Source organism: Moorena sp. SIO3I8 (assembly GCF_010692325.1).
Lineage (GTDB): Bacteria > Cyanobacteriota > Cyanobacteriia > Cyanobacteriales > Coleofasciculaceae > Moorena.
The window spans coordinates 1-13,298 of record NZ_JAAHHW010000159.1 but is presented as its reverse complement, the minus strand read 5'-3'; the positions used below and the strand labels follow the sequence as shown (position 1 = coordinate 13,298).

The 13,298-nt window shown below is 46.1% G+C and carries 13 protein-coding genes; 9 read left to right on the top strand and 4 right to left on the bottom strand.

The annotated features are described in order from the left end of the window. On the bottom strand, positions 1-178 hold a 178-nt coding region (locus tag F6K51_RS32615), incomplete at its 3' end, for a hypothetical protein (RefSeq protein WP_293028708.1). Here F6K51_RS32615 and F6K51_RS32610 point away from each other — a divergent pair. After that, complete coding sequence (locus F6K51_RS32610) at positions 154-924, top strand: AAA-like domain-containing protein (protein ID WP_293028706.1); 771 nt, start codon at positions 154-156, stop codon at positions 922-924. The genes F6K51_RS32615 and F6K51_RS32610 overlap by 25 nt on opposite strands. Positions 925-1,217: 293 nt before the next feature. Here F6K51_RS32610 and F6K51_RS32605 read toward each other — a convergent pair whose 3' ends face one another. Further along, positions 1,218-1,505: a hypothetical protein gene (locus tag F6K51_RS32605; protein ID WP_293028703.1), complete on the bottom strand. Its 288-nt coding sequence runs from the start codon at positions 1,503-1,505 to the stop codon at positions 1,218-1,220. 1,296 nt (positions 1,506-2,801) lie between these two features. On the opposite strand from F6K51_RS32605, the gene F6K51_RS32600 reads away from it, so the two are divergent. From F6K51_RS32600 to F6K51_RS32585, 4 genes are all read left to right on the top strand, one after another. Next, positions 2,802-3,035, top strand: coding sequence for a hypothetical protein (locus F6K51_RS32600; RefSeq protein ID WP_293028700.1), 234 nt, complete (start codon positions 2,802-2,804; stop codon positions 3,033-3,035). 185 nt (positions 3,036-3,220) lie between these two features. Continuing rightward, positions 3,221-3,358, top strand: coding sequence for a hypothetical protein (locus tag F6K51_RS32595; RefSeq protein ID WP_293028697.1), 138 nt, complete (start codon positions 3,221-3,223; stop codon positions 3,356-3,358). A 230-nt stretch (positions 3,359-3,588) separates the two neighbouring features. Next, positions 3,589-4,884: an AAA-like domain-containing protein gene (locus F6K51_RS32590; RefSeq protein WP_293028694.1), complete on the top strand. Its 1,296-nt coding sequence runs from the start codon at positions 3,589-3,591 to the stop codon at positions 4,882-4,884. A 175-nt stretch (positions 4,885-5,059) separates the two neighbouring features. Beyond that, the gene (locus tag F6K51_RS32585; protein WP_293028690.1) at positions 5,060-8,884 is read left to right on the top strand and encodes an AAA-like domain-containing protein; all 3,825 of its coding nucleotides are present in this window, start codon (positions 5,060-5,062) and stop codon (positions 8,882-8,884) included. Here F6K51_RS32585 and F6K51_RS32580 read toward each other — a convergent pair. Beyond that, the gene (locus F6K51_RS32580; RefSeq protein ID WP_293028688.1) at positions 8,829-9,140 is read right to left on the bottom strand and encodes a hypothetical protein; all 312 of its coding nucleotides are present in this window, start codon (positions 9,138-9,140) and stop codon (positions 8,829-8,831) included. The two genes, F6K51_RS32585 and F6K51_RS32580, sit on opposite strands and share 56 nt — an antisense overlap. Before the next feature lie 278 nt (positions 9,141-9,418). Between F6K51_RS32580 and F6K51_RS32575 the strand changes: the two genes are divergently transcribed. The 3 genes from F6K51_RS32575 (at position 9,419) to F6K51_RS32565 (ending at position 12,493) form a co-directional block, all read left to right on the top strand. Continuing rightward, positions 9,419-10,312, top strand: coding sequence for an Rpn family recombination-promoting nuclease/putative transposase (locus F6K51_RS32575; RefSeq protein ID WP_293028685.1), 894 nt, complete (start codon positions 9,419-9,421; stop codon positions 10,310-10,312). Between the two features lie 90 nt (positions 10,313-10,402). After that, positions 10,403-10,699, top strand: a complete 297-nt coding sequence (locus F6K51_RS32570; protein WP_293028683.1) for a hypothetical protein — start codon at positions 10,403-10,405, stop codon at positions 10,697-10,699. Between the two features lie 36 nt (positions 10,700-10,735). Continuing rightward, on the top strand, positions 10,736-12,493 hold the full coding sequence (locus tag F6K51_RS32565; RefSeq protein WP_293028681.1) for a sodium:solute symporter family protein: 1,758 nt from the start codon (positions 10,736-10,738) through the stop codon (positions 12,491-12,493). Here the strand turns inward: F6K51_RS32565 and F6K51_RS32560 are convergent. After that, positions 12,469-12,654 (bottom strand): hypothetical protein, encoded by a 186-nt coding sequence (locus F6K51_RS32560; protein ID WP_293028678.1) that lies wholly within the window; start codon positions 12,652-12,654, stop codon positions 12,469-12,471. The two genes, F6K51_RS32565 and F6K51_RS32560, sit on opposite strands and share 25 nt — an antisense overlap. A gap of 144 nt (positions 12,655-12,798) precedes the next feature. On the opposite strand from F6K51_RS32560, the gene F6K51_RS32555 reads away from it, so the two are divergent. Then, positions 12,799-13,179: a hypothetical protein gene (locus F6K51_RS32555; RefSeq protein ID WP_293028675.1), complete on the top strand. Its 381-nt coding sequence runs from the start codon at positions 12,799-12,801 to the stop codon at positions 13,177-13,179. The last annotated feature ends 119 nt before the right edge of the window (positions 13,180-13,298 follow it).

Sequence of the window (13,298 nt, the reverse complement as noted above, 5' to 3'; positions counted from 1 at the left end):
TGTCTTTGAGTAAGGGAATTGCCCGTTTATCCCCTAAATTCCCCAAGGCAATAGCAGCAGCAGCACGGGATTTTTGAAACTGAGGTGCTTTATTGTGAACCCGGAGCCTTGATTCGGATTTATGCTCCCAGGCAAATGGGCAAAACCTCCCTGATGGCCAGGATTCTGGAGCAGGCACGATGGCAGGGAAATACCACAGTCACTCTCAACTTTAAACTAGCTAATCGAGAGGTCTTCACCAGCCTGGATAAATTATTAAAGTGGTTCTGTGTCAGCGTTGGGAAAAGCCTGGGGCTGTCGAATCAGTTGGCGGATTATTGGGATGAGATTCTGGGCAGCAAATCTAACAGCACCGACTACTTTGAAAACTATCTGTTGGCTGAAATTGACAGTTCACTCGTACTGGGCTTAGATGAGGTGGATATGGTGTTTCAATACCCGGAAATCGCCTCAGACTTTTTTAGTTTACTGCGCACCTGGCATGAGAAAGCTAAGTATGGAGATCGTAGGAGCTATATTTGGCAAAAACTTAAGTTAGTGGTTGTCTATGCCACAGAAGATGATGCTTGGCTGAATCTCCATGAATCCTTTAATGTGGGGCTGCCCATTGCTTTACCTGAGTTTACTCAGGAACAGGTACAAGATTTGGCACGGTGTTATGGACTGAATTGGGATGCTGATCAAGTGGCGCAGCTGATGTCTTTAGTAGGTGGCTATCCCTATCTGGTGCGCACAGCACTACACCACATTTATTATCAAGATTTCACTCTAGAGCAGTTTTTGCCTAAGTCTGCTACCCAAGGCAGAGTGTATGGCGAATATGTGGGTCGGCAATTCTTGAAGCGTCAACAGAATCGGGAACTCTATACAGCCTTTGCCCAAGAGACAAGTTCACCCATACCGCTGGAATTAGATTGCCTTTAGGCTTTACAGCTACAGGACATCGGGTGGTGTATCTACGAGTTAATCACGTTCATGTAGGGTGGGCAGTCTCAAGCACTGCCCACCCTAGCATTAATCTAGCCGAAAGGAAGGCAGAAGGCAGAAGGCAGAAGGCAGAAGTAAAGGAGTAAGGTTTCATCGGAGAAGGTTTTTGATCACTAATTATCCGGACATGATGTGAGTTGATCTACGAGGTAATCAAGTGATGCCTAGCTGCAATTTTGTATCAACAGTTTCACTATTCCCTATTCCCTATTCCCTATTCCCTATTCCTACTACTCTTCATCTTCATCTTCCTCTTCTGCCTCTCTAATCGCTTCATCCAACCTATTATTAGCATCCTTAGCTAGCTTAACAAAAGCAATATTCGATGCTAATCCCACACTGGTAGTAACTATTCCATCAGATAGCTGTTTGGACATTAATAATCCTGCGCCTGCTAGACCTACAATCCCGCTTAGAATTGTAGCCCCGACAAGCAAGTTAAAGGAAAGGTTGGCTTGACGAATGCGCTCCTTAAAGTAGGTGGTTTCTGGGTCATATTCTTTGTTTGGTTTAGACATAATTTATTCAGCCTTTAGTTCAGTAACGCTCTTATCTCCAACTATAGGCTCTCAAAATTAATAATCTGGATTTGTGGGTCAAAGTTCACTTAGTTCACGGTCTTTACTATTGGTGAATCTCGAATAATATATCCGTAATTATTGTTTCACTGCTTGACAAACAATCGTGAAACTAGGGAATAGGGAATAGGGAACAGGGAACAGTTGCGTAGGGTGCGTTAGGGGCGGGCTAGCCATGATTTTGCGCCTCTTTCTGGTTGAAACAGCCCGCCCCGTAACGCACCATCATGAATAGTTGATGTAGGGTGGGCAGTAAGTATAATCGCGATGGTAAGCTTTGGAATTGGTATGATTACTGCCCACCCTACGATTTATTTTAATCTATTTTACAATTAATTTTCTGTTGGTGGGCAGTGCCGATTTAATTTACTACAAGCTTTGGAATTGGTATGATTACTGCCCACCCTACGATTTATTTTACTATTTTACAATTAATTTTCTGTTGGTGGGCAGTGCCGATTTAACTGAATACAAGCTTTGAAATTGCTAGGAAGCACTGCCCACCCTACGATTTATTTTACTATTTTACAATTAATTTTCTGTTGGTGGGCAGTGCCGATTTAATTTACTACAAGCTTTGAAATTGCTAGGAAGCACTGCCCACCCTACGATTTATTTTACTATTTTACAATTAATTTTCTGTTGGTGGGCAGTGCCGATTTAACTGAATACAAGCTTTGAAATTCCTAGGAAGCACTGCCCACCCTACGATTTATTTTAATCTATTTTACAATTAATTTTCTGTTGGTGGGCAGTGCCGATTTAATTTACTACAAGCTTTGAAATTGCTAGGAAGCACTGCCCACCCTACGATTTATTTTACTATTTTACAATTAATTTTCTGTTGGTGGGCAGTGCCGATTTAACTGAATACAAGCTTTGAAATTGCTAGGAAGCACTGCCCACCCTACGATTCATTTTACTCTATTTTACAATTAATTTTCTGTTGGTGGGCAGTGCCGATTTAACTGACTACAACCTTGAAAATTCCTAGGAAGCACTGCCCACCCTACGATTTATTTTAATCTATTTTACAATTAATTTTCTGTTGGTGGGCAGTGCCGATTTAACTGAATACAAGCTTTGAAATTCCTAGGAAGCACTGCCCACCCTACGATTTATTTTACTCTCCACATTATCCATATTTCGTAATAAAAAAAAATTTCTAAATTCCTTGACATATGGTTAATATATTAATATATTAATAATATGAGCCATTTACAGGAATCACGATTCATGACCAAGAACATTCCGCCTAACTCCGATGACAAGAACACCCCAGAAAACCCTGGTCGCAAACCTAAGAAAGTCAAGCTGATCTTGATCGGTTCTCCTGAAAAAGTTTGGAAGACAATTATTGCCCTTTATGGCCTTAAATACGCCTATCCCAACGAGTGGAGCACTCCCGAGCCTACGGGGAAGCCTGATGAGGTGATGACTTTTTTGATTCGCTATTTCTACGTAGACTAGGATAGTAATTTGCCAGGGTTTGACCCCCTGGCGACCATGAGTAAAATTTGTTTTGTGGAGGTTAGTTTACTGAGTTAGGATGTTGTTGTTTTGGATCAGTTGCTGACTTAAGCATTCAGTGGTCAGTGGTCAGCCGTCAGCCTTGGGCTCATAGCTGATAGCTGATCAGCTCACCAGTACTTGTAATGGCTTATATAATAGAATTCGGTCAAGCATTGGTTAAACAAACCTTGACCGATTTTTTTTTTGGTAAGCAGTTAGCCGTCAGCCGTCAGCCGTCAGCCGTTGGCCTTGGCCGTTGGCCACGCTACGCGAATGACTGATGGCTAATCGCTGTTCGCGTAGCGCTTAAGCTGAAACCTTACAAAAAAACTTCAGGTTACTTCATCGCACTTCACATCTTCACATTAGTGAAGCTCTAAAAAGATAGTTTATATTATTTTTTAACTACTTTAAAAAAAACTCGTGAAATTATTGTATCAATCTTACTCAACTACTAAATAATAGTCTATCCTAAGCATAGGAATACCTACGGCACAAGCAGCGATCGCTTATGATTAGTAAAGAAGCCTTCGAGGAAAAATACAAGAACATGCCTCCGAAAAGGCGACAAGTTTTGGAGGCGGTGGTTGGTGGCAAGACAGATATAGAAATCAAAGACAAAGTGCTAGGTGTCGATCATAAAAATACTGTAAGAAAGCATATTTCTAATATATATCAAGACTTTGATATTGAAGCTAACGGTTATAATTGTCGTGATGAATTAGTTGAAATCGTTTATACCTATAAGCCTGAGTTAGTAGCTGATAAAGTTTTAAAAAAGTACGAGTTACCATCGTCTCCAACTAGAGCTAATCACGAGATATATATTGAGCGCCCACCCATTGAAGCTCGTTGTTATCAGGAAATTGTTAAATCGGGAGCGTTAATTCGGATTAAAGCCCCAAAGCTGATGGGCAAAACCTTACTGATTCAGAAGATTATCGCCCATGGCCAAAAACAGGGTTATGGCCAGGTTTATTTAAATATGAATCAGCTCCCTTTCACTGAATTAGATAGATTTCTAAAGTCGTTTTGCTTGCAAGTTGGTAAAAAACTGAAATTACCCAATCAGTTAGAAACCTATTGGGATGATAGTTTATTTACCAGTATTGACAACTGCACGGCCTACTTTGAAGAGTATTTGTTAGACTCTTTAGAAAGTCCGTTGGTGTTGTGCTTGGATGACCTTGATAGAGTGTTTCACGATCAAGACATTGCTGAAGGGTTTCTGCCCTTGCTCCGTAGTTGGCATGAGAGTGGCAAGTTTGACGATAGTTGGAAAAAACTGCGGTTGGTGGTGGCTCATGCTACGGAAATTTACATTGATTTAGATATCAATAAGTCCCCGTTTAATGTGGGATTACCGATAGAGTTACTAGAGTTTAGTGATCAGCAGGTTAACGAGTTTGCCCAGAGTTATGGGTTGACCTTGTCTGTGGATTCAGTAACTAAACTGATGGCAATGGTGGGGGGACATCCTGATTTATTATCCCAAGGGTTTGATTATCTGAAAAATAACCAACCAGCCGAAAAAACCCTGGATACTCTTTTGGCTTTAGCCCCCACAGAAGCAGGAATTTATGGCAGTCATCTGTACTTACTGTTAACTAGTATTCAAGAGCATCCTCAATTGCTGGACGCTGTTAAACTATTACTTAGTACAACTAAGCCCGTCCGCCTGGATGCTACTATCACTCGCAAGTTGGAAAGTATTGGACTGGTTGAGCGCCATGGCAATGATTGTAGTTTGAGATGTAATTTGTATCGTGAGTATTTTAGCGATCGCATTTTAGGGAGTAGGGAGTAGGGAGTAGGGAGTAGGGAGTAGGGAGTAGGGAGTAGGGGTAATATCATTATTATCAACATAGCAATAAGTACGATAACAATGAGCAAAACTATCTTTAACTATACCTAATTATTGAAAACTACTTGTTCTCTATCCTATCTCGCCAGACTTCCCAGACTTCCCAGACTTCCCACACTTGGTACACTCTTCTCACTGCTCCCTACTCCCTACTCCCTGCTCCCTAAAACCCAGAAATTTGTACCTCACCGAATTGCAAACCGCTGTAATGACCAATCAACAATCAATAATCTACAAAGTAGGAGGTAGTTTACCTCAAAATGAACCCACTTATGTGACCAGACAAGCTGATCACGAGCTTTTTCAGGCATTGATGGCTGGGGAGTTTTGTTATGTGCTGAATTCCCGACAAATGGGTAAGTCCAGTTTGCGGGTACGAACCATGGAAAAGCTAACAAAGGCGGGAGTAGCTTGTGCCTCTATTGATGTTACCAGGATTGGCAATGACGTAACCTCCGAGAAGTGGTATGGCAGTTTGATTAGAAGTCTTGCCAAGAGTTTTAAAGTGAACGCAAAAATCAAGGTAACCCCTTGGTTAAAAGAGCGTGAGCGATTCTCGCCAGTGCAGTGGTTAGATGAGTTTATTGAGTCGGTTATCCTAGACGAAATAAGTCACCCGATTGTTATTTTCCTTGATGAAATTGATAGTATTATTAAAGTTACCTTTAAAGATGATTTCTTTGCCTTCATTAGAGCCTGTTACAATCAACGAGCCGAAAATCCAGCTTACAATCGTCTCACCTTTTGTTTGCTGGGGGTGGCAACTGCCGCAGATTTAATTCAGGATAAACAGCGGACTCCGTTTAATATTGGTCGAGATATTCGGTTGACTGGGTTTACCTTTGAGGAGGCCAAACAGCCTTTGGTTCCGGGTTTGGAAGGTAAAGTTAATAATCCTGAACAGGTCTTAGGTGAAATAGTAAACTGGACGGGGGGACAACCGTTTCTGACTCAGCGGTTGTGTCGTTTGGTAGTCCAGACTTGGGAATCGGGCAATAGTCTTTCCCTAGACCAGATCGTGCGTAGGCAGATCATAGAGAATTGGGAAGCCCAGGATGAACAGGAGCATTTGAAGACTATACGCGATCGCATTCTCAGAAAAGAGCAACGGGCTGGGATGCTGTTGGGTTTGTATCAGCACGTGTTGGATCACGGTTGTCTAGCTGCTGATGGCAGTCAGGAACAGACGGAATTAAGGTTATCGGGGCTGGTGGTTGAGCGTGATGGTTGTTTGGAAGTTAACAACCGGATTTATGGGGAGGTTTTCAATTGCGATTGGGTCAATACAGAATTGGCCAGACTGCGCCCCTACTCTGAGGCTTTTACGGCTTGGGTTGATTCTGGGTGTAAGGATGACTCTCGACTGTTGCAGGGGGGAGCATTAGAGGAAGCTCGGAATTGGGCTAGGGGTAAAAGCTTGAGCGATTTGGATCGTGAGTTTTTAGATGCTAGCCAGGATTTAGATAAGGAAGAAGTGCAAAAGGCTTTGGCGGCTGAGAAGGAGGCTAGTGAGATATTAGCTAAGGCTCAAAAGAAAGCTAACCGAACCATAGGCAGAGGGAAAATTGTACTGGGTTTGTCCTTAATTGTTGGAATAGTGGCTGGTGTCAACGCTAGACAAGAAATACAGGAAGCCAAAACAGGCACGCGACTAGAACGGGAAGGGCTTAGTATTTCACGACAGTTACCGGATAATAATGTTTACTATGGCACCAATACAAGAGAGGAAAGGCTTTTGTATCAGGCCATGGAGACTGGGCAAGAGCTATTTAAGATAGTGACAGATCGTCGCCCCCTGAAGGAATATCCTACTACCACTCCTCTATATGCCCTCCAGCAAAGTATTAGTCAATTCCGAACAGGGGCTGTGCTCACCGGGCATCAGGACCCGGTATTTAGTGTAGCCTTCAGCCCTTCTGGACAGAGGCTGGCCACGGCTTCATGGGACGGCACTGCCAGAATTTGGGACAACCAGGGCAATGAAATAGCCGTGCTAACAGGGCATCAGGACTCGGTATTAAGTGTAGCCTTCAGCCCTTCTGGACAGAGGCTGGCCACGGCATCACCCGACAAAACCGCCAGAATTTGGGACAACCAGGGCAATGAAATAGCCGTGCTAACAGGGCATCAGGACTCGGTACGTCGTGTAGCCTTCAGCCCTTCTGGACAGAGGCTGGCCACGGCATCACCCGACAAAACCGCCAGAATTTGGGACAACCAGGGCAATCAAATCGCCGTGCTCAGAGGGCATCAGTTTTGGGTATCAAGTGTAGCCTTCAGCCCGGATGGACAGAGGCTGGCCACGGCTTCATCGGACAACACTGCCAGAATTTGGGACAACCAGGGCAATGAAATCGCCGTGCTCACCGGGCATCAGTCCACTGTATATAGTGTAGCCTTCACCCCGGATGGACAGAGGCTGGCCACGGCATCATGGGACAACACCGCCAGAATTTGGGACAACCAGGGCAATCAAATCGCCGTGCTCAGAGGGCATCAGTCTAGGGTAACGAGTGTAGCCTTCAGCCCTTCTGGACAGAGGCTGGCCACTGCTTCAGCAGACGGCACTGCCAGAATTTGGGACAACCAGGGCAATGAAATCGCCGTGCTAACAGGGCATCAGGACTCGGTATTAAGTGTAGCCTTCAGCCCTTCTGGACAGAGGCTGGCCACTGCTTCAGATGACAAAACCGCCAGAATTTGGGACAACCAGGGCAATCAAATCGCCGTGCTCACCGGGCATCAGTCCAGGATAAATAGTGTAGCCTTCACCCCGGATGGACAGAGGCTGGCCACGGCATCATGGGACAACACCGCCAGAATTTGGGACAACCAGGGCAATGAAATCCCCGTGCTCACCGGGCATCAGTCTAGGGTAAATAGTGTAGCCTTCAGCCCGGATGGACAGAGGCTGGCCACTGCTTCAGCAGACGGCACTGCCAGAATTTGGGACAACCAGGGCAATGAAATCGCCGTGCTCACCGGGCATCAGTCTAGGGTATATAGTGTAGCCTTCAGCCCGGATGGACAGAGGCTGGCCACGGCTTCAGAGGACAAAACCGCCAGAATTTGGGACAACCAGGGCAATGAAATCGCCGTGCTCACCAAGCATCAGTCTTTGGTATTAAGTGTAGCCTTCAGCCCGGATGGACAGAGGCTGGCCACTGCTTCAGCAGACGGCACTGCCAGAATTTGGGACAACCAGGGCAATGAAATCGCCGTGCTCACCGGGCATCAGTCTAGGGTATTAAGTGTAGCCTTCAGCCCGGATGGACAGAGGCTGGCCACGGCTTCACGAGACGGCACCGCCAGAATTTGGGACAACCAGGGCAATGAAATCGCCGTGCTCACCGGGCATCAGTCTAGGGTATATAGTGTAGCCTTCAGCCCGGATGGACAGAGGCTGGCCACTGCTTCAGCAGACGGCACTGCCAGAATTTGGGACAACCAGAGCAATGAAATTGCCGTGCTCACCGGGCATCAGGACCCGGTATTTAGTGTAGCCTTCAGCCCGGATGGACAGAGGCTGGCCACGGCATCATGGGACGGCACCGCCAGAATTTGGGACAACCAGGGCAATGAAATCGCCGTGCTCACCGGGCATCAGGACCCGGTATTTAGTGTAGCCTTCAGCCCTGATGGACAGAGGCTGGCCACGGCATCACGAGACGGCACTGTTAGAATTTGGGACAACCAGGGCAATCCATTAGCTGTACTCACCGGGCATCAGGACGAGGTAAATAGTGTAGCATTCAGCCCGGATGGAAAGACCCTGGCCACTGCTTCAGATGACGGCACTGCCAGAATTTGGAAGGTTGAAAGTTTAGGTGAGCTGCTAGCTAGGGGCTGTGACTTGCTGGAAGATTACTTTGTTAGGCATCCTGGAGCTAAAGAGAAGTTATGGGTATGCCAGGGGGAAAAGGGAACAGGGAATAGGGAATAGGGAATAGGGAATAGGGAATAGGGAATAGGTTCACAGGTTTGTTCACGAGGTTCAGAGGTTCAACAACGGTATTCAAATACTCACCGTCGAGGCTCAGAGGTTCGTTCACGAGGTTCAGAGGTTCAACAACGGTATTCAAATCATCGACGGAGAGGCTCAGAGGTTCGTTCACGGTATTCAAATCATCGACGGAGAGGCTCTGAGGTTCGTTCACGGTATTCAAATCATCGACGGAGAGGCTCTGAGGTTCGTTCACGAGGCTCAGAGGCTCAACCACGGTATTCAAATACTCACGGTCGAAGTCCAGATACTCGGTTAAGAAAGTTCAATTCCTGGAGATCCCCCCTAACCCCCCTTAGCAAGGGGGGAACAATCACGGATCTGGCTCTGGCTTCCCCCTTCCGCGCGGGGGACGGGAGGGGGATCGGTGTTGATAGGCTGACTTAACTCAAATTTTATTCAAAACAGTTTTTTCCTCAACCATCCCCATAGCCCATAAGCTAATAGCTGATAGCTTACCCTTTATCTATTAATATGGTGTTCCTCTGGCGAGATAAATACATTCACCTGCTTACGGATTTCGGCTTTAAGCGGGTCTTTGGCACTGAGTCCAACAAAGCACTGTTAATTGACTTCTTGAATACTCTGTTACCTGCCCACCATCAGATTCAGGATGTCACCATTAAGACTCCGGAATTCTTTGGCAACAGCTTAGTGAACAGAAGAGCGATTTTTGATAGTTATTGTCAGAGCACAACCGGTGAACGGTTCATGGTGGAAATCCAAAAAGCAGACCACAATTTTTTCAAAGACCCCAGTGTCTACTATGGCACGTTTCCCATCCAAGAACAGGCGCAACTGGGAAATTGGGATGATCAGCTAACCGCAGTCTACACCGTTGGTATTCTGGATTTTATTTTTAATGACCATAAGGACAATCCAGAACTGTTGCATGTGGTAGAGCTAAACAATCAATACTGTGAACTGTTATATAATAAGTTGACATCCATTTATATTGAACTACCGAAATTTAGTAAATCGCTTGATCAATTAGAAACCCATTTTGACAAGTGGTTATTTTTATTGAAGCATCTCGGTGAATTTAAAGCTCCCCCTGAATCCTTTCCAGGGGATGTGTTTGCCCAGCTCTTTGAGGTTGCCGAGATTGCCAATTTCTCACCAACAGAACAAGCCCTGTACTATGATAGCCTAAAGGTCTACCGGGATATGTACAGTGTTGTTCAAACCTGTATTCAGGAAGGTTTCAAACAAGGTAGACTTGAAGGTTTTAAACAAGCTGCTATCGAAGAAGGCAAACTTAAGGTAAAACACCAGGTTGCTAAACGGATGAAAGCAGCAGGGTTACCCTTGAAGGATATTGCTCAATATACGGAGTTGAGTGTGGATGAAATTAATCAGTTGTCCTGAGAGAGTAAGAAAAATCGGCAATTCCGTGGCACAGGCTTCGAGAACTTTGTGGCACAGGCTTCCAGCCTGTGATGGGGTGCATCTCAATCCATGCTGTTTGACCCGGTGGGTGTAACGGGCATCAGGCGTGGAACAGGCTTCCAGCCTGTGGCAATTTTCGGAAGGGCTATCCCAACACTGGCGGTGCGTTACGGGACGGGCTATCCCAACACTACCAGGCGGAAAATCAGTGCGAGCCCGTCCCTAACGCACCCTACGCAACTTCTTTTCCCGACTCCCGATTCCCGATTCCCGATTCCCGATTCCCGATTCCCGATTCCCGATTCCCGACTCCCGATTCCCGATTCCCGATTCCCGATTCCCCACACTCCCCAGATCGGAATCTGATATGATATCTCAATCCGTGAGCAGCAACCGGAATTTATGCAACTCGTTGATTGGCTGATTGTCCTAGTCTACTTAGTCTTGTCCCTAGGGTTAGGACTATACCTCTCTCGCAAGGCTTCCGGCAGTCTTGTTGATTTCTTTGTTTCGGGGCGATCGCTCCCCTGGTGGTTAGCAGGTACCAGTATGGCTGCCACTACTTTTTCTATTGATACCCCCCTCTACATTGCCGGGGTAGTTGGCAATCGAGGCATTGCGGGCAACTGGGAATGGTGGAGTTTTGGCATATCCCATCTGATCATGATTTACATCTTTGCCCGGATGTGGCGACGGTCAGAAATTGTGACTGATGCCGAACTCACCGAAATCCGTTATGGTGGCTCCATCGCTGCCCTATTACGGGGAACCAAAGCCTTTCTGTTTGCTGTACCAATCAACTGTATTGCCATTGGCTATGCCATGCTAGCCATGGTGAAAGTGGTAGGTGCTCTAGAAATTTGGCAAAGCCTTGGTATTGCGCCCGAAGCCAGTAGTGTAAAACTCTGGAGTGTATTGGGAGTAAGTGTTCTAGTCTTAGTCTACGCTGGCTTTGCTGGACTGTGGGGCGTAGTAGCTACGGATTTCTTCCAATTCTTTTTTGCCCTACTCGGAGCAATCATAGTTGCTGTAGTTGCCATTAACCATGTCGGTGGTATTCATCAACTAATCCCAAAAGTGCAACAAGTCACCCAACAGGATGTACTCGCCTTTTTTCCCCTCACAGTTGGTTCTGGAGGGATTAGTTGGAGTGAAACCGCTGGGATCAGTGCTAGCACATTCTCTGCCTATGTGTTCCTGCAATGGTGGGCATGGCGTCGCAGTGATGGGGGTGGTGAATTTGTCCAGCGCCTGGCCGCATCTAAAAATGAAGCAGATGCCGAGAAAGCGGCTTGGCTATTCAATATCTTTCACTATGTAATCCGGACCTGGCCCTGGATATTAGTTGCCCTAGCCGCAATGGTAATCTATCCAGATTTGGCAGACCGGGAATTGGGGTATCCCAAACTGATGCTAGACTTTTTGCCACGAGGGATGCTGGGGATAGTGGTAACCTCCCTGATTGCCGCATTTATGAGTACTGTTTCTACCTCCATTAACTGGGGAGCCTCTTATCTTACTAATGACCTCTATTTGCGCTTTGTTCATCCCCAAGCCTCAGAATCAGAACTGGTCTTAGTGGGGCGGATTGCTTCAGTGCTGGTCACGGTTTTAGGAGCCATTGCCGCCTTCTTTGCCACAGACGTTGCCACCGTGTTCCGGTTAGTAATTGCCATTGGTACCGGACCGGGATTAGTGTTAATGTTACGTTGGTTCTGGTGGCGGATTAATGCTGCTGCGGAACTAACCGCCATGGTTGCTGGTTTTGTTGTCGGGTTTGGTACCAGTGTCGTGCCAGTTATTCAGATTCCTGACTTTGGTTGGCGTCTGCTGGTAACAGCTGGAATTACTGGTGTTTTGTGGATAGTGGTGATGTTACTCACGCCACCAGAATCTGATACCACCTTAGATGAATTTTATCGACGGGTGCGTCCAGCAGGGCCTGGCTGGAAACGTCAGCAGCTTCGCACCGGTTTAGCCCCAATCCAGGATTTGGAACACGATCTAAAACGGGTGCTGGCATCGATATTGCTAATGTTTGGAGCAATGTTAGCTATTGGAGGATTTTTGTTGCTAAAGCCCTTGACCGGTTGGGTTTCTCTGGTAATAGCCGTTCTAGGATGGATGTGGCTGCGTCAGATTAAAGGGAATAGGGAATAGGGAGTAGGGAGTAGGGAATCGGGAATCGGGAGTAGGGAATCGGGAATCGGGAATCGGGAATCGGGAATCGGGGAAGAGAGGGGAGTGTGGGGAGAGGGGGGAGTGTGGGAAGTGTGGGAAAGATAGGGAAGTGTGGGGAGTGTGGAGATAGGTAATTGCAACGACTATACTATTAAAGCGGTTGTCATAATTATCAGGTAAAGTCAATTTTCTTATCCCGATTCCCGATTCCCGATTCCCTACTCCCTACTCCCTATTCCCTGTTCCCTTAAAAAAACCATAGTTTGACAAGTCATTTTAAAACTATGTTAAAAATTGTAAATCTCCAAAACCCTTTAGTAATCGTCCTGGTTATCGTAATTTTAGTAATCGGGGTGGTATTTTTTATCTACTCTCAAGCCCAGAAAAAAATGACCGAACCGAAACCATCTAACTACGAACTTTGTCGTAACGAGGAGATAAATCAACCTAGCTATTATCCCGTAAATCAGACCCTATCATCGAGTCTTTATCAACCCGTTAGTGAGTGGATAGGACGACTGATCGAGCCGCCAAAGGAGGAACGAACAACAGATGATTCTGTCTTCTTGGAAGTCTACCATGCTGCTGCTGAATATCAGCATTTGGTGGGACAAATTGTGACCTTAGGATGGACTAAGGATGTTCCAGGGATCCAAGCTGGTTGACTGACAAAAGTTCACATAGCGCGATCGGTGCAGGAATCGGTGTAGCAGCGCGCTACCCAACGGAAGACTCATTCTTTCCCAGTGATGGAAGGTGTTACCTTCTCAAATTGGCTACAAAT